At 62.1% G+C, this 21,899-nt stretch carries 21 protein-coding genes; 6 read left to right on the forward strand and 15 right to left on the reverse strand.

Annotated elements, in window-relative coordinates:
• The first annotated feature begins 24 nt into the window (after nucleotides 1-24).
• From barA to FE240_RS13500, 3 genes are all read left to right on the forward strand, one after another.
• Nucleotides 25-2,727, forward strand: a complete 2,703-nt coding sequence (gene barA / locus FE240_RS13490; RefSeq protein ID WP_193001629.1) for a two-component sensor histidine kinase BarA — start codon at nucleotides 25-27, stop codon at nucleotides 2,725-2,727.
• Nucleotides 2,728-2,790: 63 nt separating this feature from the next.
• On the forward strand, nucleotides 2,791-3,270 hold the full coding sequence (locus FE240_RS13495) for a YehS family protein (RefSeq protein ID WP_193001632.1): 480 nt from the start codon (nucleotides 2,791-2,793) through the stop codon (nucleotides 3,268-3,270).
• 5 nt (nucleotides 3,271-3,275) lie between these two features.
• Entirely contained in the window at nucleotides 3,276-4,157 is an 882-nt protein-coding gene (locus FE240_RS13500) for an N-acetylmuramoyl-L-alanine amidase (protein WP_193001634.1), read from the forward strand.
• 77 nt (nucleotides 4,158-4,234) lie between these two features.
• Here FE240_RS13500 and pdxJ read toward each other — a convergent pair whose 3' ends face one another.
• The 10 genes from pdxJ to rpoE all read right to left on the reverse strand — a co-directional run bounded on the left by pdxJ (nucleotide 4,235) and on the right by rpoE (nucleotide 12,775).
• Entirely contained in the window at nucleotides 4,235-4,972 is a 738-nt protein-coding gene (pdxJ, locus tag FE240_RS13505) for a pyridoxine 5'-phosphate synthase (RefSeq protein WP_193001636.1), read from the reverse strand.
• A gap of 3 nt (nucleotides 4,973-4,975) precedes the next feature.
• Complete coding sequence (gene recO, locus FE240_RS13510; protein WP_193001638.1) at nucleotides 4,976-5,719, reverse strand: DNA repair protein RecO; 744 nt, start codon at nucleotides 5,717-5,719, stop codon at nucleotides 4,976-4,978.
• A gap of 11 nt (nucleotides 5,720-5,730) precedes the next feature.
• Nucleotides 5,731-6,630: a GTPase Era gene (gene era / locus FE240_RS13515; protein ID WP_193001640.1), complete on the reverse strand. Its 900-nt coding sequence runs from the start codon at nucleotides 6,628-6,630 to the stop codon at nucleotides 5,731-5,733.
• Entirely contained in the window at nucleotides 6,627-7,298 is a 672-nt protein-coding gene (gene rnc / locus FE240_RS13520; protein ID WP_042047958.1) for a ribonuclease III, read from the reverse strand. The genes era and rnc overlap by 4 nt, the downstream gene beginning before the upstream one ends.
• On the reverse strand, nucleotides 7,298-8,215 hold the full coding sequence (gene lepB, locus FE240_RS13525) for a signal peptidase I (RefSeq protein WP_042047957.1): 918 nt from the start codon (nucleotides 8,213-8,215) through the stop codon (nucleotides 7,298-7,300). Before lepB ends, rnc begins: the two co-directional genes overlap by 1 nt.
• A 6-nt stretch (nucleotides 8,216-8,221) precedes the next feature.
• Nucleotides 8,222-10,015, reverse strand: a complete 1,794-nt coding sequence (lepA, locus tag FE240_RS13530) for a translation elongation factor 4 (RefSeq protein WP_193001642.1) — start codon at nucleotides 10,013-10,015, stop codon at nucleotides 8,222-8,224.
• 117 nt (nucleotides 10,016-10,132) lie between these two features.
• Nucleotides 10,133-10,594 (reverse strand): SoxR reducing system RseC family protein, encoded by a 462-nt coding sequence (locus FE240_RS13535; protein ID WP_193001644.1) that lies wholly within the window; start codon nucleotides 10,592-10,594, stop codon nucleotides 10,133-10,135.
• Between the two features lie 5 nt (nucleotides 10,595-10,599).
• Nucleotides 10,600-11,580 (reverse strand): MucB/RseB C-terminal domain-containing protein, encoded by a 981-nt coding sequence (locus FE240_RS13540; protein WP_193001646.1) that lies wholly within the window; start codon nucleotides 11,578-11,580, stop codon nucleotides 10,600-10,602.
• 5 nt (nucleotides 11,581-11,585) lie between these two features.
• Nucleotides 11,586-12,173, reverse strand: coding sequence for a sigma-E factor negative regulatory protein (locus FE240_RS13545; protein WP_193001648.1), 588 nt, complete (start codon nucleotides 12,171-12,173; stop codon nucleotides 11,586-11,588).
• Between the two features lie 20 nt (nucleotides 12,174-12,193).
• Nucleotides 12,194-12,775 (reverse strand): RNA polymerase sigma factor RpoE, encoded by a 582-nt coding sequence (gene rpoE, locus FE240_RS13550; RefSeq protein ID WP_042047951.1) that lies wholly within the window; start codon nucleotides 12,773-12,775, stop codon nucleotides 12,194-12,196.
• Between the two features lie 181 nt (nucleotides 12,776-12,956).
• Between rpoE and nadB the strand changes: the two genes are divergently transcribed.
• Complete coding sequence (gene nadB, locus FE240_RS13555) at nucleotides 12,957-14,564, forward strand: L-aspartate oxidase (protein WP_193001650.1); 1,608 nt, start codon at nucleotides 12,957-12,959, stop codon at nucleotides 14,562-14,564.
• A gap of 30 nt (nucleotides 14,565-14,594) precedes the next feature.
• Here nadB and FE240_RS13560 read toward each other — a convergent pair whose 3' ends face one another.
• A complete protein-coding gene (locus FE240_RS13560) occupies nucleotides 14,595-15,440 on the reverse strand; it encodes a patatin-like phospholipase family protein (RefSeq protein ID WP_193001652.1) in 846 nt (281 codons plus the stop codon).
• Between the two features lie 162 nt (nucleotides 15,441-15,602).
• Here FE240_RS13560 and fumC point away from each other — a divergent pair, with 162 nt between their 5' ends.
• The gene (gene fumC, locus FE240_RS13565; protein ID WP_193001654.1) at nucleotides 15,603-16,994 is read left to right on the forward strand and encodes a class II fumarate hydratase; all 1,392 of its coding nucleotides are present in this window, start codon (nucleotides 15,603-15,605) and stop codon (nucleotides 16,992-16,994) included.
• A gap of 51 nt (nucleotides 16,995-17,045) precedes the next feature.
• On the opposite strand, the gene FE240_RS13570 is transcribed toward fumC, so the two are convergent.
• From FE240_RS13570 to dnaB, 4 genes are all read right to left on the reverse strand, one after another.
• A complete protein-coding gene (locus FE240_RS13570; RefSeq protein ID WP_193001656.1) occupies nucleotides 17,046-17,480 on the reverse strand; it encodes a VOC family protein in 435 nt (144 codons plus the stop codon).
• A gap of 70 nt (nucleotides 17,481-17,550) precedes the next feature.
• Entirely contained in the window at nucleotides 17,551-17,970 is a 420-nt protein-coding gene (locus FE240_RS13575; protein ID WP_193001658.1) for a secondary thiamine-phosphate synthase enzyme YjbQ, read from the reverse strand.
• The gene (gene alr, locus FE240_RS13580; RefSeq protein ID WP_193001661.1) at nucleotides 17,970-19,043 is read right to left on the reverse strand and encodes an alanine racemase; all 1,074 of its coding nucleotides are present in this window, start codon (nucleotides 19,041-19,043) and stop codon (nucleotides 17,970-17,972) included. Before alr ends, FE240_RS13575 begins: the two co-directional genes overlap by 1 nt.
• A gap of 197 nt (nucleotides 19,044-19,240) precedes the next feature.
• Nucleotides 19,241-20,635 (reverse strand): replicative DNA helicase, encoded by a 1,395-nt coding sequence (dnaB, locus tag FE240_RS13585; RefSeq protein WP_193001663.1) that lies wholly within the window; start codon nucleotides 20,633-20,635, stop codon nucleotides 19,241-19,243.
• A gap of 344 nt (nucleotides 20,636-20,979) precedes the next feature.
• Here dnaB and FE240_RS13590 point away from each other — a divergent pair, with 344 nt between their 5' ends.
• The gene (locus tag FE240_RS13590) at nucleotides 20,980-21,852 is read left to right on the forward strand and encodes a Tim44 domain-containing protein (RefSeq protein WP_193001665.1); all 873 of its coding nucleotides are present in this window, start codon (nucleotides 20,980-20,982) and stop codon (nucleotides 21,850-21,852) included.
• The last annotated feature ends 47 nt before the right edge of the window (nucleotides 21,853-21,899 follow it).

Consider the following 21,899-nt stretch of genomic DNA (forward strand, 5'->3'; position numbering starts at 1 on the left):
TGATTCTCCCACAAGAAGCATAGTATGACCAAATACGGACTCCGCGCCCGGGTACTGGCATTTACCATACTACCGACCTTACTGATCGGCGGCTTGATGGCCGCTTATTTCTCGTTTCACCGCTACCAGCAGTTAGAAAACAACCTGATCAATCAGGGCATCAATATCATTGAGCCGCTCGCCATCGCCAGCGAGTACGGCATGACCCAGCACAGCCGGGAATCCCTCAAGCGGCTCATCGGCCTCACCCATCGCAAGAACTCGCCGCTCATTAAGTCGATTGCCGTCTTCACCCAAGACAACCAGCTCTTCGTCACCTCCAACTATCACCGGGACTTCGCCCTGCTGCGCTTGCCCAAGGGAGAGGCCACCCCCGAGCTCACCAGTGTTGAACAACTGGGGGATGACATCATTCTGCGCACGCCGATCCAGGCGGAAACCAACCTCGACGGCTTCCCGCTACCGAGCGACAGCGAGCCCCCCGTCATTGGCTACATCGCCATGCAGATGGCGACCGACAGCGCCCTGGTGCTGCAATACCGCGATACCTTTTTTGCCATCATGATGCTGGTCTTCGGCCTGTGCGTGAGCGTGTTGTTTGGCTTTCGTCTGGTCAAGAGCGTGACCCAGCCCATCACCGAGATGGTGCAGGCGGTGCACCGGATCCGTGAAGGACGCCTCGACACCCGGGTCAACGGTCAACTCACCGGCGAGTTGGATATGCTGAAAAACGGCATCAACGCCATGGCCAAGGCCCTCTCGGAATACCATGAGGAGATGCAGCAGAACATCGATCAGGCCACCTCGGATTTACGCGAAACGCTGGAGCAGATCGAGATCCAAAACGTCGAGCTCGACATGGCCAAGAAGCGAGCCCAAGAGGCGGCCCGGGTCAAATCCGAGTTCCTCGCCAACATGTCCCATGAGCTGCGCACCCCGCTCAACGGCGTCATCGGTTTCACCCGTCAGCTGTTCAAGACCAACCTGACGCCCAACCAGGCCGACTACATGCAGACCATCGAGAAGTCGGCCCGTAACCTGCTCGGCATCATCAACGACATCCTCGATTTTTCAAAACTCGAAGCCGGCAAGTTGCAGCTTGAAAACATTCCTTTTAGCCTGCGCGATACCGTCGCCGAGGTGATGACCCTGCTCGGCCCCAGCGCCCACGACAAGGGGCTGGAGCTGACCTTGTGCATTGACAGTGCCATCCCGGATCACCTGACCGGTGACCCGCTGCGGCTACAGCAGGTACTCACCAACCTGGCCGGCAATGCCATCAAGTTCACCGAACGCGGCAACGTGGACGTGCGTCTCGAACTACAGGCATCGCACCCAACGGGCCGAATCCGCCTGCAAGCCCAGATCACCGACACCGGCATCGGCATCTCCTCTGAGCAGCAGCGGCAACTGTTCCAAGCCTTCAATCAGGCCGACTCCTCCATCTCGCGCCGTTATGGCGGTACCGGTCTTGGCCTGGTCATCACCCAGAAACTGGTGCAGCAGATGGGGGGGCAGATCCAGATTGCGTCCCTACCGGGTGAAGGCTCGGTTTTCTCTTTCGTACTGGAGCTCGATGTATCCCCCCTGCACTTTGAAGAGCCATTGCCGCTGGCCGGCCTCGCCGGGCAACGGGTGTGGCTGCTCGAACCCGATCCCTATGCCAGCTCGGCGCTCGAATCCCAGCTGCGCGAGTGGGGCGTCGAGCCCGCCCAGCTCGAGAGTGCCCCCGAGCCCGGAGAGACCGTCATCATCGGCGCCGGCAGCCGGCTGCCCACCGAGCAGGTGCTGATCAAGCTGGAGACGCTCACCCAACACAATCCCGTTATCGTACTGCTCGGCAGCCACGATCAGGCGCTGCATGACCTGATGCTGGAGCATGGCGCCCGCCACTGCCTCTCCAAGCCAGCCCACCACCGCAAGCTGTTGCAGGCCCTCACCAGCGAAGAGACCACACGCGATGAGGCCGGAGCCCCCTTGCTGGCCTCTCCCCACCCGCACCACGACATCCGCGTGCTGGCGGTGGATGACAACCCCGCCAACCTGAAACTGATTGCAGCCCTGCTCGAAGAGATGGTGAGCGAAGTGGTGCGCTGCCAGAACGGCAAAGAAGCGGTCAAGCTGGCCCAAGAGCAGGTGTTCGACATCATCTTCATGGATATTCAGATGCCGATCATGGATGGCATCAGCGCCACTCAGGAGATCCGTCGCCACTCCCGCAACCTCGACACCCCCATCGTCGCGGTCACCGCCCATGCCATTCCAGGTGAGCGAGAGCGCCTCATCCGCCAGGGGATGGACGACTACCTGGCCAAACCCATCGACGAGAGCGTGCTCGAACAGCTCATCACCACCTTCGCCGAGCAGCGCCACCCGCGCACCCAGAGCCAGCTCATTGACTGGTCGCTGGCCCTGCGTCAGGCCGCTGGCAAGGAGGAGTTGGCCCGTGAAATGCTCACCATGCTGCTGGCCAGTTTCGACGACACCGCCCCCTGCATCGAGCAGGCGCTCGAGGGAGAGGCCGCCCCCGAAGAGTTGATGCAACGGCTGCACAAGCTGCACGGTGGCAGCGCCTATTGCGGCGTGCCCGCCTTGCAACGGTTGCTGGCCCAGCTCGAGCAGTTACTGCGTGATGGCGTCGATCCCTGCGAACTCGAGCCCGAGCTGCTCGAATTGCAAGATGCCATGGCCCAGGTGCAACAAGAGGCCCCCCGCTATCTCGGGTGACCGGCTTTTTCGACGCGCATCCCGGCAGATGGTACAGTTGCCCCCTATTCAGAGGAGTCAACCTTGACCAATAACGATATTTTGCGCCGCCTGCGCTACGCCCTCAGCATCAGCAACGACCAGATGGTCGAGATGTTTGCCAAGGGCAACCTGACCGTCACCCACGCCCAGCTGCACGGCTGGCTGATGAAAGAGGCCGCCGAGGGGGAAGAGCAGGAGGCCGGTTTTGTCCCCTGCCCGGATGCGGCCCTCAGCCAGTTCCTCGATGGCTTGATCGCCGTGCGCCGCGGGGTGCGCGATGATGCGCCGCCCCAAGTGATCCCCAACCGGATCAACAACAACCTGATCCTGCGCAAGCTGCGCATCGCCCTTAACTTCAAGGAAGAGGAGATGCTCGGCACGCTCAAGCTGGCCGACTTTAACCTGTCAAAGTCAGAGCTTAGTGCCCTGTTCCGCTCCCGGGAGCACAAGCACTACCAGGATTGCGGCGATCAGATCCTGCGTAACTTCCTCATCGGCCTCACCGCCAAGTATCGCGGCTGACCTCCATGCGCTGGCGCCCTCGCTCACTGTTAGCCCGACGCTTGGTTGCCGGCAGAGGGCGAGGATGGCCAGAGTGTGGCCATGCCCTCTTGCTCACCCTGCTGCTGGGGGCCTGTCAGCCCGCCCCCTACCGCCTCGATAGCCGTTACTCAAGCGCCAATCAGGATGAGCGTATTCAGTTCATCATCTTGCACTACACCGACGAGGATGATGAGCGATCCCTGCACCTGCTCACCGAGCCGGCCTATCAGGTCAGCGCCCACTATCTTGTCCCAGCAGCGGCGGATGGCACCTCTCCCTACCCCATCTTGCAACTGGTCGCCGATAGCCAGCGCGCCTGGCATGCGGGCAAGAGCCGCTGGCAAAGTCAGGCCGGGCTCAATGCCAGCTCGCTTGGCATCGAGATCGTCAATCTGGGCTATCCGCCAGAGGAGGCGGAGCTTCCCCTCGATCAGCGCCGCTGGCCCCCCTATCCCGAGGCCCAATTTCAGGCCGTTGCCCACCTGTTGCAAGACAAGGTGGCCCAGTACCGCATCCCGCCCACCCGGGTACTCGGCCACAGCGACGTGGCCCCTGATCGCAAGGTCGATCCGGGCCCCCGCTTCCCCTGGCAACGTCTGCACGCCGAGTTCGGTGTTGGCGCCTGGCCGGACGAGGCGCGGGTCGCCCAACGCCGCCAGGAGCCCTTCCCCGTCGACGCCCTCCCCTGGCAGCAGGCGCTCGCTCGCTATGGCTACGGGGTGCCCCAAAGCGGTGAGTGGGATGAGCCCTCGCGCCAGGTGCTGCGCGCCTTCCAGCTCCATTTTCGCCCCGCCCGCATCGACGGGGAGCCCGATGCCGACAGTTGGGCCCGGCTGAATGTGCTGCTCGAACAATACGTGCCCTGATCCCAACAAAAAAGAGAGGCCATCGGCCTCTCTTTTTATGTGCGCCGCTCCCACCAGAGCGTGGGAGAGCCAGAGGGTTACAGACCAGCGCGCGCTTCCTGCATCAGGGATCGCATGTCGGCCACCGCCTTGGCCAGCCCGTCAAACGCGGCGCGACCTATGATGGCATGGCCGATGTTGAGCTCATTCATCTCGGGGATGGCGGCAATCGGCTTGACGTTGTGATAGTGCAGGCCATGACCGGCGTTCACCTTCAACCCCTTGCCGGCGGCATAGGCGGCGCCAGCCACGATGCGCTTAAGCTCGGCATTCTGCTCGCTCTCGGTGGTGGCATCGGCGTAGCGGCCGGTGTGGATCTCGATGTAGGGGGCACCGCTCTCGGCGGCGGCGTCGATCTGCTCAGGATCGGCATCGATAAAGAGCGACACCTGGGTACCAACCGCCGCCAGGCGCGCCACCGCATCCTTGATCTTGTCGAGCTGGCCGGCCACATCCAGCCCGCCCTCTGTGGTCACCTCAGTGCGCTTCTCCGGCACCAGACAGGCGAAATGGGGTTGGATGCGGCAGGCGATCCCCACCATCTCCTCAGTCACCGCCATCTCCAGGTTCATTCTGGTCTGGATGGTCTGGCGCAGGATCTCCACATCCCGATCGGTGATGTGGCGGCGATCTTCCCGCAGGTGCACCGTGATGCCATCGGCGCCGGCCTGCTCGGCCACGAAGGCAGCCTGCACCGGATCCGGGTATTGGGTACCGCGGGCGTTACGCAGGGTGGCGATGTGGTCGATGTTGACCCCCAGATAGATCTCGCTCATTGGCTACTCCTTGGATGAAACCTTGCGTTTGAGAAACAGTTCCCGGCTCTTGAGGCGACGCTGCCCCAGATAAGGTTGCAGCGCCAGCCGGCTAAAACGCTTGGCTGCCTGCAAGATGGCCGGGCTATCGAATCGGTGTTCGGCGAACGCATGCAGGTGCGCGCCAAGAAACAGGTTCGCAGGATCAGGGGTACGCTCACGCGCCACAAACCCCAGCTCACGTTCGAAACCATACAGTAGATCGGTGCGGATCGGGGAGTCATCATCGGCCGCAGTGACAAAATCGACCGCATAACCGAGCGCCTCCAGCAGCAAAAACTCAAAGCGGCGCAGGGGCAGCTCGGGCACCGGGGTGTCGACCAGCAGGGTCAGCGCCTCGGCATACGCCTCGAAGACATCGGGAAAGGGACTACCGGATTCCAGCAGGTAGTAGACCAGCTCGTTGAGATAGAGGCCGTAGAACAGGCGATCGCCGGTGAGACGGCGTGGCAGCCCAAGCGGCTCGGCACGGGTGAGGGTCTTGAGATCGCCCCTCCCGCGCCAACTAAGCAAGAGACGGGCAAACGGCTGCAACATCCCCTTGAGGGGAGAGCGGGCGGCACGGGAGCCTTTGGCGATGAGGGTTAAACGACCCAGCTCGGCGCTGAACACCTCGACCAACTGGCTGGTCTCCCGATAAGGGCGGGCATGGATGACGAAGGCGGCGACCTGGTCGCCGCCCTCACGCTGGCGGGGCTGCAAGGGCATCCCCCCGCATATCAGTCGTCACCGTAACCGAGGCTGCGCAGGGCGCGCTCATCATCGGCCCAGCCGGCCTTGACCTTGACCCACAGCTCGAGGTGCACCTTGTTCTGGAACAGGCGCTCCATGTCGAGACGGGCCTCGGTACCGATGGTCTTGATCTTCTCGCCCTTGTTGCCGATCACCATCTTCTTCTGACCATCGCGCTCGACCAAAATGAGGCCGTTGATGTGGAAGATGCCGTTATCTTCGATCTTGAAGCGCTCGATCTCCACGGTGACCGAATAGGGCAGCTCTTCACCGGTGAAGCGCATCAGCTTCTCGCGGATGATCTCGGCCGCCATGAAGCGCGAGGAGCGATCGGTGATGTAATCCTCGGGGAAGAAGTGCTCGTTCTCGGGCAGCCACTGCCGGGCCCACTCGCGGATCTTCTCCACGTTGTCGCCCTTGCGGGCGGAGATGGGCAGCACGTGGGCGAACTGCATCTGGCTGTTTAAGAACTCCAGATGGGGCAGCAGCGCCTCCTTGTCCTTGATCTGATCCACCTTGTTGATTGCCAGCACCACAGGGCACTTGAGACCCCGCAGCTTGCCGAGCACCATCTCGTCATCCTTGGTCCAGTGGGTACCGTCGACCACGAACACCACCATGGCCACATCCCCCAGCGAACTGGTGGCGGCGCGGTTCATCAGGCGGTTGATGGCCCGCTTCTCTTCGATGTGCAGACCCGGCGTATCCACATAGATGGTCTGGTAGTTATCGTCGGTATCGATCCCCAGAATGCGGTGGCGGGTGGTCTGGGGTTTTTTCGAGGTGATACTCACCTTCTGACCCAGCAGCTGGTTGAGCAGGGTCGACTTGCCCACGTTGGGGCGGCCGACGATGGCGACAAAGCCGCAGTAGGTGGTATCGCTCATAACAGTTGCTCCAGAGCTTGTTGGGCGGCGGCCTGTTCGGCCTTACGACGGCTGGTGCCGACGCCGACCAAGGGCGCCTGTAGCCCCTCGACGTCACACTGCACGGTGAACTCCTGATTGTGGGCCTCGCCCTTCACATCTATCACCGTATAGGTGGGCAGCGACTTGCGGTTGCCCTGCAAGATCTCCTGCAGACGGGTCTTGGGATCTTTTTGCTCGACCCCCGGCTTGATCGCTTCGAGGCGGCTGGCGTACCAGCCGAGCAGCAGGGTGCGGGTCACGTCGATATTGCTGTCGAGGTAGACGGCACCGATCACCGCCTCAACGGTGTCAGCCAGGATCGATTCGCGGCGAAAACCGCCACTTTTGAGCTCGCCCGGCCCCAGGATCAGGTGATCCCCCAGCTCGAATTCACGAGCCAGTTCGGCCAGGGTCTTCTCGCGTACCAGGGTGGCACGCATGCGGCTCATGTCCCCTTCCGCGACCTGGGGGAAGCGGTGGAACAACTCCTCCGCGATCACCAGACTGAGGATGGAGTCGCCCAGAAATTCCAGACGTTCGTTATGACGGGAGCCCGCGCTGCGGTGGGTCAGAGCCCGGGTCAGCAGCTCGCCGTCATTGAAGCTGTAGCCCAGACGGGACTGCAGCCGGTTACGCTTGATGGTCATCACTTGATTGCGCCAATACGGTTGAAGCGGACACCGGTCGGGATCCAACCCGGCAACACTGACCCTTCTTCCCGTTCAAATTCAAAACTAATCCAGATGGCGACGGCCTTGCCGACCAGGTTCTGCTCGGGCACAAAGCCCCAGAACCGGCTGTCGGTGCTGTTATCGCGGTTGTCGCCCATCACAAAGTAGTGCCCCTCCGGCACGACCCACTCATCTTGGTAAGTACCGCTCTGGCGATAGTAGCGATCCACCAGATCCGGCATCAGGGGGTTACGCAGCGTCTCGTGCTTTACCTCACCCAACTGCTCGGTGTAGCGATCGAGCGGGATCCCCATCTGGGAGAACTCACCGCGCTGCTCGAACGTTACGTCCAGCTTCTTGAAGCCGCCACACTCCTGCCCCTCAACACAGCGGGGACGGATCAGCAGCTCCTTGTTGCGATAGATGACGCGATCGCCCGGCAGGCCGACCACTCGCTTGATGTAGTCAACGCGCGGATCGAGCGGATACTTGAACACCACCACATCGCCGCGCTCAGGCTCGCCCGTTTCCAGGAACTTGGTGTTGGTCACCGGGTCACGCAGGCCGTAGGCGAACTTCTCCACCAGGATGAAGTCGCCCACCAGCAGGGTCGGCATCATGGAGCCGGACGGGATCTGAAACGGCTCGTAGATAAACGAGCGCAGGATCAGCACCAGCGCGATCACCGGGAAGACGCCGCCGGTCTGCTCGATCCAGACCGGGGTCTGGGCCACCTTGGCCAGGGTCTTCTCATCCACCGCAGCGCCGGCATTCACCCTGGCAGCGGCCACCTTGGCGGCGCGCTGCTTGGACCAGACCAGCTTGTCCAGCGTCCAGATGATGCCGGTCAGTACGGTAACGACGACCAGGATCAGGGAAAAAGTGCTCGCCATGGGGGATTAATCCTTACCTACGTGGAGAATGGCCAGGAAAGCCTCCTGCGGCACATCGACGCGGCCCAGGGACTTCATCCGTTTCTTACCCTCTTTCTGCTTTTGCAGCAGCTTCTTCTTCCGGCTCACGTCACCGCCATAGCACTTGGCGGTCACGTCCTTGCGCAGTGCCTTGACGGTGCTGCGAGCGATGACGTGGTTGCCGATGGCGGCCTGGATGGCAATGTCGAACATCTGGCGCGGGATCAGCTCGCGCATCTTCTCCACCACCTGGCGACCGCGATACTGGGCGTTGTCCTTGTGGGTGATGATGGCCAGAGCGTCCACCCGCTCGCCGTTGATCATGATGTCGAGACGCACCATGTCGGAGGTCTGGAAACGCTTAAAGCTGTAATCGAGCGAGGCGTAGCCACGGCTGGTGGACTTGAGGCGGTCGAAGAAATCGAGCACCACTTCCGCCATCGGGATCTCATAGGTGAGGGCCACCTGGTTGCCGTGGTAGACCATGTTGGTCTGCACACCGCGCTTCTCGATACACAGGGTGATGACGTTGCCCATGTACTCCTGCGGCAGCAGGATGTTGCACTCGGCGATAGGCTCGCGCACCTCTTCGATGCTGGTGACGGCCGGCAGGTGGGCCGGGCTGTCGATGTACTTGGTCTCGCCGTCGGTGGTGAGCACCTCGTAGACCACGGTCGGCGCCGTGGTGATGAGATCGAGATCGTATTCCCGCTCCAGACGCTCCTGGATGATCTCCATGTGCAGCATGCCGAGGAAGCCACAGCGGAAGCCAAAGCCCAGCGCGGTGGAGTTCTCCGGTTCGAAGAACAAGGATGCATCGTTGAGCGAGAGCTTCTCGAGGGCGTCACGGAACGCCTCGTAATCGTCGCTGGAGATAGGGAACAGCCCCGCATAGACCTGCGGCTTGACCTTCTTGAAACCGGAAAGCGGCTTGTCGGCCCCGTTCTTGGCCTGGGTCAGGGTATCGCCCACCGGCGCGCCGTGGATGTCCTTGATGCCGCAGACCACCCAACCTACCTCGCCGCAGCCAAGGCCGGTGGTGTCCACCTGCTTGGGCGTGAAGATACCGATGCGATCGACGCCCCACACCTGGCCGGTGCTCATCACCTTGATCTTGTCGCCCTTCTTGAGCGAGCCATTTTTGATGCGCACCAAGGAGACGACGCCGAGGTAGGAGTCAAACCAGGAGTCGATGATCAGCGCCTGCAACGGGGCCTCGGGGTCCCCCTTCGGAGACGGGATCTTGGCCACGATCTCTTCGAGCACCAGATCGACACCGAGGCCAGTCTTGGCGGAGCAGCGCACCGCATCGACCGCATCGATACCGACGATATCCTCGATCTCTTCGGCAACGCGCTCGGGCTCGGCGGCCGGCAGGTCGATCTTGTTGAGCACCGGCACCACTTCCAGATCCATTTCCATGGCGGTGTAGCAGTTGGCCAGAGTCTGTGCCTCAACCCCCTGACCGGCGTCGACCACCAGCAGCGCCCCTTCACAGGCCGCCAGGGAACGGGAGACCTCGTAGGAGAAGTCCACGTGGCCCGGGGTGTCGATAAAGTTCAGCTGATAGGTGTTACCGTCTTTGGCCTGGTAGTTCAGGGTCACACTCTGAGCCTTGATGGTGATGCCACGCTCACGTTCCAGATCCATCGAGTCCAGCACCTGCTCCTGCATCTCCCGATCGGAGAGGCCGCCGCAGATCTGGATCAGGCGGTCGGAGAGCGTCGACTTACCATGGTCAATGTGCGCAATAACGGAAAAGTTTCGAATATATTTCATCGAGCAATAATCACTCAAAAAAGGTTGTGTCCGGATGTGAAGGCAGGATTTTACTGGATATGCGAACGCTCGGCCATTCTTTAGTCGGCCGAGTCAGAGAAATCACATCATACCGGCTTAAGGTTGGAAATGGGTCGAAATGACAACCCCTAACATGCGCGGGGCGTAATCCCCCTCGCTGAGGCGGCGGGAAAGGTAACGAACCCGTAAAAATCCGACCACTCCACCTAGGGCCGTCATGGCAATGGTGGCCCCCTCTCCGGCCTCCAGCAGCGGTCGCAACCAGAGTTGGCCGAGCAGGGCCCCCAGCATGAGCGTAAAGAGCGGCAACAAATAGACCAGCGCCGCACTGCTCACCAGGCTGCGCTGGGGAATGCCGATGCGGATCTGTTGGCCAACCCTCACCTCGCCGGCGAGCCTGACCCGCACCCGATGGGCACGATTAGCCAGCGCCTTGACCACAGTGCCGGTGCCACAATCACTCTGCTGGTGACAACTGCCACAGGCGCTGCGACGCTCGCAGGTCACCCAGGCGTGGTCGCCATCAAGCTCAACCACAGTGGCCAACTCTTCACTCATTGCATTCATTGGGTCGCCTCGTTGCGAGAGAGCGGACGCACCGACTCGGCGATCTTCTTGGCCGTCTCGGCCGGGATCTCGCCGACCACGGTGATTTCAACGCCGACGTCGTTAACATAACTGATCAGGTTGGTCGCACCCTGACGGATCAACTGATGACGCACGCTCTGTTGGGGATCGACCCGGGTCACATACACAGAGAAGTCCACCAGACCGTCGGAGGCCATGATGTAGTCCACCGCCAGGTTGGTGGCCACCAGCTGGTGGCGGTCGCTCGATTTGAGCTTGAACCCCTCCGGCAACCAGGTAATGCGCCACCCCAGCACCTGCTGCGGTGCCTGATAGGCCTCATTCAATTCCAGCGCCTTGGGCTGCTTGCCACGCGCCAGCTTGAGCAACCAGTCCGGGGGGGTGGTAAAGAAATCGAGATCCACCCCCAGCATCTGCTCCACCAAGGTGCCTTCCCGATCGACCATGTCGACCCGCAGCAACAGGTGGCTTCCCTCATCGAGCCACAGCATGAAACCGTACTTGTCACCATCACGGGGCACCAGACGCACCACCTGGGAGACCAGCCCGGCCACCCGGCTACGCCCGGCCAGCACAATATCATAAGAGGACAGCACCTTATTAAGTGGCGCACTCAGCAGCGCACTCCAGATGCCGGGGAAGCGGGCCCCCTTCAAGGTATAAGGGGCGTGGCTGTTTTCAAAGAAGGTGAATTCATCACCCCGTTGTAGATACTCCACGTTTTGACCATCCAGGTGACCAAGGTGGGCAACCGGCTGGCCGTCGATCTGGGCATGGCTGTAGCGCAGGGATTCGAGACGCCCCTGACGAACCTTAACCATGGAGAGTTCATAATTGCGGGTTTGGGCGGCGCTCTGCATCTGTTGCAGCAAGGCCTCGGCCGACATATCGTCGGCCGAGGCCTGGGCTGAAATCAGAAGAGCAGAAACCAGAAAAACGAGGCTGCTCTGACGCACGTAGTTTATTCCTGAACCTGTTGTGCCTGATGGAGACGTTGCTGCAATTGATGATCCCGCAGGAAGGCATTGATGCGCTCACGCTGCTCACTCATCTGCTGCTCGGTCAGCGCCTGCTGCCGGGCACGGCTGTCATCCTTGGGATAATGCACACTCACCGGAGAGGCATTGCCCCCAACCGGAATGGTGTTGAGAACGGGAGAGGTCGGGACCACATGATCCTGCCCCTGATACTGCTGCACACCGAAGATGACGGCAGCCGCCACCGAAGCGGCGATGGCATACTGGCCAAACTGCTGGCCGACACGGCGCACGAAGGGCACCACAACATTGCGTTGAGGAATGGTGTCAGCAGGGGCCGGCTGCGGCGCCAGTACTGTTGGCTCATCCTCAAGCGCCAAGGCAATCTTGTCGCACAGGTCGAACGGCATGTCCATTGCGAGCTCACCACGCATCGTATCGCCGATGAGGTGGTAGCGGGACCACGCCTCTTGCAGCTCTACATCATCACCGAAAGAATCCAGCAGGGACGCCTGTACTTCACGCTCCAGCTCACCATCCATCAGTGCCGAAAGTTGCTCTTTGTTCGCCATAGTAAACCTGTATCCCCAAGTTAGTGTTCAATCAGAGGTTGCAGTTTCCGGTCAATCGCTTCCCGAGCCCGGAAGATCCGTGAGCGCACAGTACCGACCGGGCACTCCATGATCTCTGCAATCTCCTCATAACTCAGCCCTTCCAGTTCACGAAGGGTGATGGCCGTCCTCAAATCTTCGGGTAGGGCCTCGATGGCGGCAAACACGGTACGTTTGATCTCATCGGTCAACGCTAGGTTTTCCGGGGTCGAGATCTCCGTCAGCGCCTCGCCACCATCGTAATATTCCGCATCTTCAGCCTCCACATCACTGCTGGGCGGGCGCCGCCCCTGGGAGGTGAGATAGTTTTTGGCCGTGTTCACGGCGATTCGGTACAACCAGGTGTAAAACGCACTGTCACCGCGAAATGTCGGCAGTGACCGGTAGGCTTTGATAAAAGCCTCCTGCGCCACATCGGGCACGTCGCCAGGGTTATTGACGTAACGCGCCACCAGGTTGACCACCTTGTGCTGATACTTTCGCACCAGTAGGTTGAACGCATTTTTGTCGCCGCGTTGAACCCGCTCAACCAGTTGTTCATCCAGTAGATTCTGGTCGCTCATCGGAGCCGTAAAACCCCCATAGGTTATTGTTCTTCTCGTTCCGGCCCTTCCTAAGCGCACTAGTTCAGACAGGGTTCATCAAAGAAAGTTCGCTTGGGCGCAAAAAAATGTGATGCGAGCTGCATCACACCAGCCCATTGGGCTACCATAGGGCCAGTTTTTACTCAGGCCAATGATACTTATGAAAGCAAGTGTTGAATACCTTTGCGACGTACTCGTCATTGGTAGCGGTGCCGCCGGTCTGTCTCTCGCCCTGCGTCTGGCAGACAAGGCCAAGGTCCTCGTACTGAGCAAGGGGCCCATCAGTGAGGGGGCCACCTTCTATGCGCAAGGAGGCATCGCTGCCGTTTTCGACGAAACCGACAGCATCGAATCCCACGTGAACGACACCCTCAACGCCGGCGCCGGATTGTGCGACGTGCGGGCGGTCGAGTTCACTGCCCGGCACGCCCGTGACTCGATCCAGTGGCTGATCGGCCAAGGGGTCGCGTTTGACAAGGAGAAGGGAGAAGAGGGGGAGGAGCACTACCACCTCACCCGCGAAGGGGGCCACAGCCACCGCCGCATCTTCCACGCCGCCGACGCCACCGGTAAAGCCGTGCAGACCACCCTGGTCGATCAAGTACGCCAGCACCCCAACATCACCTTGATGGAGCGCTTCAACGCAGTCGACCTCATCACCACCCGCAAGCTCGGCCTGCCGGGTAACAAGGTGCTCGGTGCCTATGTCTGGAACCGCAACACCGAAGAGGTGGAAGTGGTGCGCGCCCGTTTCGTGGCCCTGGGCACCGGCGGGGCCTCCAAGGTCTACCAGTACACCTCCAACCCGGATGTCAGCTCGGGTGATGGCATCGCCATGGCGTGGCGCGCCGGCTGCCGGGTTGCCAACCTGGAGTTCAACCAGTTCCACCCCACCAGCCTCTATCACCCGGATGATCGCAACTTCCTGCTGACCGAGGCGCTGCGCGGCGAAGGGGCCTACTTGCGCCGCCCTGATGGCAGCCGTTTCATGCTGGACTTCGACGAACGGGGCGAACTGGCCCCGCGCGATATCGTCGCCCGCGCCATCGACCACGAGATGAAGCGCCTCGGGGTGGATTGCATGTATCTCGACATTAGCCACAAGCCGAGCGAGTTCATTATCAAGCACTTCCCGACCATCTATGAGCGCTGCATGGCGGTCGGGATCGACATCACCAAGGAGCCCATTCCGATTGTCCCTGCGGCCCACTACACCTGTGGCGGTGTCATGGTCGACAAGCGTGGCCAAACCGACATACCGGGTCTCTACGCCATCGGCGAGGTGACCTACACCGGCCTGCACGGGGCCAACCGCATGGCCTCCAACTCCCTGCTCGAGTGCGTGGTCTACGCCCGCTTCGCCGCCGAAGATATTCTCAGCAAGCTGGCCGACAGCGAAGAGCCGCCCGAGCTTCCCGCCTGGGACGAGAGCCAGGTAGACGACTCCGACGAACGGGTGGTGATCCAGCACAACTGGCACGAACTGCGCCTGATGATGTGGGACTATGTAGGCATAGTGCGCACCAACAAGCGCCTCGAACGCGCCAAGCGCCGCATCGAGATGCTCAAGCAAGAGGTGCAGGAGTACTACGCCCATTTCCGGGTCTCCAACAACCTGCTGGAGCTGCGCAACCTGCTGCAAGTAGCCGAGCTTATCGTCGACTGCGCCATTCGTCGTAAGGAGTCCCGTGGCCTGCACTACAACCTCGACTACCCCGAGCAATTGCCCGACCCCAAACCGACCATTCTCACTCCGAAACCGGAGTAAGCAAGAAGGGCCCCTCCGGGCCCTTCTTTTTTAGTCTTGTCGCCGCCTCTCCAAATGGGCGTGAGCCATCGCCATCCCCATGCGATAGCCCTCCTCGAGGCATGCCTTGTCGGTGGTCATGCGCCCGACCCGAAACCCCGGCGGCGGCACGATGAGATGCAGCCGGCAATCGGCAGGCGGCGCCGTAATGAAGTCGATGGCCCGGTTGTAGGCCTCATGACGGCGCAGCATCGCCTCGGCCAGCGCTGGCGTTGCGCGCAGCAGACGACGCACCAGGGCCGGCAGACGCGGGGCCTGCTTGCGATAACCAAGGGGGCGTGAGAGCACCACAGTGATGTCACGCGCCCCCTGTTCATAGGCGTGCAGCACCGGAATGGAGTCGGCGACCCCCCCGTCGGTCATCGCCTCCCCTTCCAGCGAGACAAAACCGCGATAGGCGAGCGGCACCGAGCAAGAAGCCTTGATTTGATTCTCCAGCCGCGTGGCATCGGCTTGGATATAAGCGGGCTGGCCGTTGCTCACCCGGGTGGTCACCACGGTCAGCGGCACCGGATTGGCGGCAAAACGGGCCAGATCGAGACGGATCTCGCGGATGGTCACCTCCCACAACCAGTCGAGATCGAGCCAGTGGCCGCCACGGATAAACTTGCCGAAGTTGATGAAGTCGGGACGGCAGGAGTAGTCGGTGATGACCTTGTAGTTACGCCCGCGCTGCCCGGCCAGGAAAGCCGCCAGATTGACCGCCCCCGCCGAGACCCCGATGCAGCGATCGAAGCCGGTATGGCCTGCGTCGAGAAAGGCGTCGAGCACACCGGCGGCAAAGATGCCGCGCATGGCGCCCCCTTCCACTACCAGGGCCGATAAACCGTCTTGCATCTCCCCTCCTTGCGTCCTATGCCGCTCATCCACATCCTGAACCATCCAGCTTAATACGGTATTTTCCATCAGCAGATCAAGGCGCAAGCGAAAAGACGATAATGACTTTCATTTGGTTTGGGTGTTAACTCGGATGACTCCGCCATCCGAGAGAGAGTGATCATGAACACACGCCAAGAGCGGGACAGCTTCGGTCCCATCGATGTCCCCTCCGATCGTCTGTGGGGCGCCCAGACCGCGCGCTCACTGCACCATTTTGCCATCTCCAGCGAGCGCCAGAGCCCGGAGATCATCGCAGCGCTGGCCGCCATCAAGCGGGCCTGCGCCCGGGTCAACCAGCATCTCGGCAAGCTCGACAGTGCCCGCGCCTGCGCCATCGTGGCCGCCGCCGATGAGGTGCTGGCGGGCCGCCATCCGGACGAGTTTCCCCTCTCGGTATGGCAGACCGGCTCCGGCACCCAGACCAACATGAACGTCAACGAGGTGCTGGCCAACCGGGCCAGCGAGCTGCTTGGCGGCAAGCGCGGCGAGGGACGGCTGATCCACCCCAACGACGACGTCAACAAGAGTCAGTCGAGCAACGATGTCTTCCCTACCGCCATGCATCTGGCTGCCGTCACCGCCATCGAGCAGCAACTGCTGCCAGCCCTCCAAGCACTGCGCAGCACCTTGGCGGAAAAATCGGCAGACTTTGCCGATATCGTCAAGATTGGTCGCACCCATCTGCAAGACGCCACCCCGCTGACCTTGGGCCAGGAGATCTCCGGCTGGGTGGCCCAACTCGAGCACGGGGAGCGCCACCTGCGCGCCGCCCTGCCCCACCTGTGCGAGCTGGCCCTCGGCGGCACCGCAGTCGGCACCGGCCTCAACACCCTGCCCGGCTTTGCCGAGGCAGTCGCCAAGGAGCTGGCCGAGCAGACCGGTCTGCCGCTGGTCACGGCACCGAACAAGTTCGAGGCGCTGGCTAGCTGCGATGCGTTGGTGCACGCCCACGGCGCCCTTAAGACCCTGGCCGCGTCGCTGATGAAAATCGCCAACGACGTGCGCTGGCTGGCCAGCGGCCCGCGCAGCGGCCTCGGTGAGATCGCCATCCCCGAGAACGAGCCGGGCTCCTCCATCATGCCGGGCAAGGTTAACCCGACCCAGTGCGAGGCGCTCACCATGCTGTGCGCCCAAGTGCTCGGCAACGACGTGGCCATCAACATCGGCGGGGCCAGTGGCAACTTCGAGCTCAACGTGTTCCGCCCCCTGGTGGCCCACAACTTTCTGCAAAGTGTGCGCCTGCTGGCCGACGGCATGGCCAGCTTCAACCGCCACTGTGCGGTCGGCATCGAGCCCAACCGTGCCCGTATCGACGAGCTGGTGAGCCGCTCCCTGATGCTGGTGACCGCCCTCAATCCCCATATCGGTTATGACAAGGCGGCCGAGATCGCCAAGCGGGCCCACCACGAGGGGCTGAGCCTGCGCGAGGCGGCCATCACCTCGGGGCACCTCAGCGCCGAGCAGTTCGACGCCTGGGTGATCCCGGCCGAGATGACCGGCCCCAAGGCCTGATCCCGATAACAAAGAGGGGCGCAATCGCGCCCCTCTTCAACCTCGTGCTCTCTACCCCTTGCTCATGCAGTTGAACATCCACTGCACGCCAAAGCGATCTTTCACGCGGCCGTAGTAGCCGCCCCAGAACATCTCCTGCAACGGCGTCTCCACCTCCCCCCCCTCGGCCAGCGCCGCAAACAGCCGCTCGGTCTCGCCACGCGTGTCCGGCTCTAAATTGAGGTAGCTGTTGTTGCCCTGACGCAGGGTAAAGCCCATCGAGGTAGCAGCGTCGGTCCCCATCAGCACATGACCGCCGAGAATGGGCAGCTCCACGTGCAGCACCAGCTGGGCATCCTCCGGCGACAGGCTCTGCCCCGGACAGGGCGGCCCATCGCCAAAGCGCATTAGTGGCATGGAAAACTCGGTGCCGAAAACCCCACGGTAGAAACAGAACGCCGCCTCGGTCTCCCGCTCGAAATTAAGGTAGGTGCTGACTCTGGCCATGGTGGCCTCCTTGCCGATGAACCGGCCTCAAGCATAGTGGTCCGCGCTCGGTACGCCGCAAAAGGGGGCGTTACTCCCCCTGAATGGTCACCAGGATGCGCCGGCTGCCGCCATTGTGGCGGTGCTCGCCGAGCCAGATCCCTTGCCAGGTGCCGAGCGCCAGCGCCCCCTCGCGAAGGGGTAAGGTCAGGCTCACCCCGAGCAAGGAAGACTTGATGTGGGCCGGCATGTCGTCAGGCCCCTCATCGGTGTGGCGGTAGTAGGGGGCATCTTCCGGTGCTAAGCGGTGCAGCTGCGCCTCCATGTCGGCACGCACGCTCGGGTCGCAATTCTCATTGAGGGTGAGAGAGGCCGAGGTGTGTTGCAGCAGCAGGTGTACCAACCCCACCCGCAGCTCGGCCAGCTCCGGCAGTTGGGCCAGCAGCTCGTCGGTCACCAGGTGAAAGCCACGCGAGCGGGGCCTCAGGGTGATCAGGCGCTGGCACCACATCAGACGTACTCCATGAAGACCCGCGAGGTGAGCTTGGTGATGAGCTCATAGGGAATGGTGCCAATCTCGTCGGAAACTCGCTCCACCGGCAGCCCCTCACCCCACAGGATCACCTCGTCACCAGCCTTGTCGGTGGCGCCGGGGCCGAGATCGACCGTGGTCATGTCCATGGAGACGCGGCCCACCAGCGGCACGATGCGGCCATTGATGAGCATGGAGGTGCCGTTGGGGGCCATGCGTGGATAGCCGTCACCGTAGCCGATGGCCACCACCCCGAGCCGGGTATCGCGGGTCGACACCCAGTTGGCGCCATACCCCACCGGCTCACCCGCCTTGTGGTCGCGCACCGCGATGAGCTGGGTCTTGAGGGTCATCACCGGCTTGAGGTCATAATCGGCCGCCACCGTGTTCGGGAAGGGAGAGACCCCGTAGAGGATAACGCCGGGGCGCACCCACTCGCAGTGGGAGTCCGGCCAGGCCAGGATGCCGGCTGAGTTGGCCATGGCGCGCTCGCCCTTGAGCGGCGCCGTGAGGCGACTAAATAGCGCGATCTGCTCACGGGTGGTGGGCTGCTCCAACTCGTCGGAGCGGCTGAAGTGGGTCATGACATTGAACGGCTGCACCACGTTCTTGCACTTACCAAGCCGCTCGATAAAGGCCGGCATCTCCTCGGCCCGCACCCCGAGACGGTGCATGCCGGTATCGAGCTTGAGCCAGGCCACGACGGGGGCCGGCAGCTCGGCCTGCTCCAGCGCCTCAAGCTGCTCCCAGGTGTGTACGGCGGTCTGCAAGTTGTTGGCCGCCAGCACCGGCAGATCGTCAGCGCTGAAGAAGCCTTCGAGCAGCACTATGGGTTTGACCACGGCGCAGGAGCGCAGCATCAAGGCCTCTTCGATGCGGGCCACCGCGTAGGCATCGGCCTCGGCCAGGGTGCGGGCGACCGGCAACAGGCCGTGGCCATAGGCGTTGGCCTTGACCACTGCGATGATCTTGCAGTGGGGAGCGTGGCGTTTCACCACGGCGAGGTTATGGCGCAGGGCCTCGGTATTGATTTGGGCTGTAGCCGCTTTCATGGTTTTCCCTTACGAGAGCACAGATGGCGCAGCCCCCCGCAGGGAGGCCGGAGGCCGCCGCTCAGTAGTCGTGGCCGGACCGGCATAATTGTCGAACCGGGAAAACAGACCCAGACGGGAGAAAGCCGGCAAGCCGCGCGGCGATCTGCCACTCCCCCAGCCTGGGCGGTCGGGGTGAGGCCTAGTGGGCACTCACCTTAATAGTCATCGTCAAACGCCGGGCCGGCGTAGTTATCAAAGCGCGAGAACTGCCCCTGGAAGGTGAGGCGTACCCGCCCGATGGGGCCGTTACGCTGCTTGCCGATGATGATCTCGGCGATCCCCTTGTCCGGGCTGTCGTCGTGATAGACCTCGTCACGGTAGATGAACATGATGAGGTCGGCATCCTGCTCGATGGAGCCGGATTCACGAAGGTCGGAGTTGACCGGGCGCTTGTCGGCCCGCTGCTCCAGGCTTCGGTTGAGCTGGGAGAGGGCCACCACAGGGCAGTGCAGCTCTTTTGCCAACGCCTTGAGGGAGCGGGAGATTTCACCGATTTCCAGAGTTCGGTTGTCAGAGAGGCTCGGCACCCGCATCAGTTGCAGGTAGTCGACCATGATCATGCTGATGCCGCCGTTGTCGCGCGCCACCCGGCGCGCCCGCGAGCGCACTTCGGTCGGGGTCAGGCCGGAGGAGTCGTCGATGTACATCTTCCCCTTCTCCAGCAGCAGCCCCATGGTCGAGGAGAGCCGCGCCCAATCCTCGTCGTCAAGCTGGCCGGTCCGCACCTTGGTCTGGTCGATACGCCCCACCGAGGCGAGCATACGCATGATGATCTGCTCGGAGGGCATTTCCAGCGAGAAGATCAGCACCGGCTTGTCGGCGGTGAGCGCGGCGTGCTCGCACAGGTTCATGGCAAAAGTGGTCTTACCCATGGAGGGACGGGCGGCGACGATGACCAGATCCGACGGTTGCAGGCCGGCCGTCATCTTGTCGAGATCGTTGTAGCCCGAGGAGACCCCGGTCACCCCGTTGTGGGGGGTCTTGAACAGCTCTTCAATCTTGTCGACGGTCTGCTCGAGGATGAGCTTGAGCGGCTGCGGCCCCTCGCTCGCGCTGGTGCGCTGCTCGGCAATCTGGAACACCTTGCTCTCGGCCAGATCGAGCAGATCCCCCGAGTTGCGCCCCTGTGGCTCGTAACCGGCCTCGACGATCTCATTGGCCACCGCGATCATCTCGCGCACCACGGCGCGCTCGCGCACGATCTCGGCGTAGGCGCCGATGTTGGCGGCGCTCGGGGTGTTCTTGGCGATCTCGACCAGATAGGCGAGCCCACCTACCTCCTCGAGCTGCTCGGAGCGCTCGAGATCTTCTTGCACCGTGATGAGATCGATGGGGCTGCCCGCATTGGAGAGGCGGGACATAGCCTGGAAGATCAGGCGGTGCGGGCGGCTGTAGAAGTCTTTGTCTATGACCCGCTCGGCGACCCGATCCCAGGCCTCGTTATCTAGCATCAGACCGCCCAGCACGGACTGTTCGGCCTCGAACGAATGAGGGGGAACCTTCAGCTGTTGTGTCTTGGCGTCTTTCTTGGCCGCCGCTTGCTCTGCCATAGGGATCTGAATTGCACTGTGGAGTAGGGGGGGAATTCTACCGAATATCCCCCCCTCGGGCTATCCCGTCAGACGGGACAGATGAGCCAGACGTTAGGCAAGGGCTCTGGACGCATTCTCTGACGCTGGCGTTGTTTGCGTTCACGGCGGCTGGCACGGCGAATCTTCATGGCGCACTCCCTCTTCTGTCGGGCCGCAATGGCCTCATTCATCAATAATTCATCCCGTTTCTGATATCAATCGCCCACGCTGGCGAATCATGGGATGATTTCCGGCCTGCGCGCCGTCTGACACCGGGATGGTGACGCCCCCATTAGAACCATTGAGAGTGAAAAGAAGCTGACATGAAGAAACTATTCACCTTATTTGCCGTCCTGCTGGCCTTTGTCCTGCATGCCCCCATGGCGGAAGCCAAGAAGTTTGGTGGTGGCAAGTCCTACGGCAAGAGCTACAAGACAGCGCCCGCCCAACCGGCGGCCAAACCGGTCGACAGCAAGAACCCGACCCTGGGCGGCCAGCAGGCAGCCCCGAAAAAGAGCGGCCTGATGGGTGGTCTGCTTGGCGGCCTGCTGGCCGGTGGCCTGTTTGCCTGGCTGCTCGGCAGCGGCGCCTTTGAAGGGCTGCAAGCGATGGACTTCGTCCTGATCGCCGCCCTGGCCTTCGGCGTCATATTCCTGCTGCGCACCCTGCGCAAGGGGGGAGCGCCACAAGCCGCCCGTCCACAAAACGCCTATGCCGGCTATCAGCCCGCCAGCGCCCCGCAGCAACCGCTGCCGCAAGCCTTCCAGGCCGACAGCGCCGCCGCGCAGGCCAGTGGCTTCACCGAGAGCGATGTGCCGTTCCGTCTGCCCCCCGGCTTTGACATGAACGCCTTCCTGGCTGGCGCCCGCGATCACTACCGCACCCTGCAAGAAGCCTGGAACACGAACGATCTGGAGAAGGTGCGCGAATACGTCAGCCCCGAGCTGTTCGAGCAGCTCAAAGGCGAGCGTGCCGAGCTGGTCGGTGAGCAGCACACCGAAGTGATGTACGTCGATACCCAACTGGTGCGCGCCGACCACGGTAGCGACTGGGCTCAGGTGAGCGTGCTCTTCACCGGCCGCTACATGGATCGCACCGAGAACGTGGAGGCCGACATCAAGGAGGTGTGGCACCTCGAGCGTGACCTCACTAAGGCGGGAGCCCCCTGGCATATCGTGGGGATTGAAGAGGCATAACGCCTCTCTTCTCTACATAAAAAGGCGACCCATGGGGTCGCCTTTTT

The organism is Aeromonas simiae (assembly GCF_014892695.1).
Lineage (GTDB): Bacteria > Pseudomonadota > Gammaproteobacteria > Enterobacterales > Aeromonadaceae > Aeromonas > Aeromonas simiae.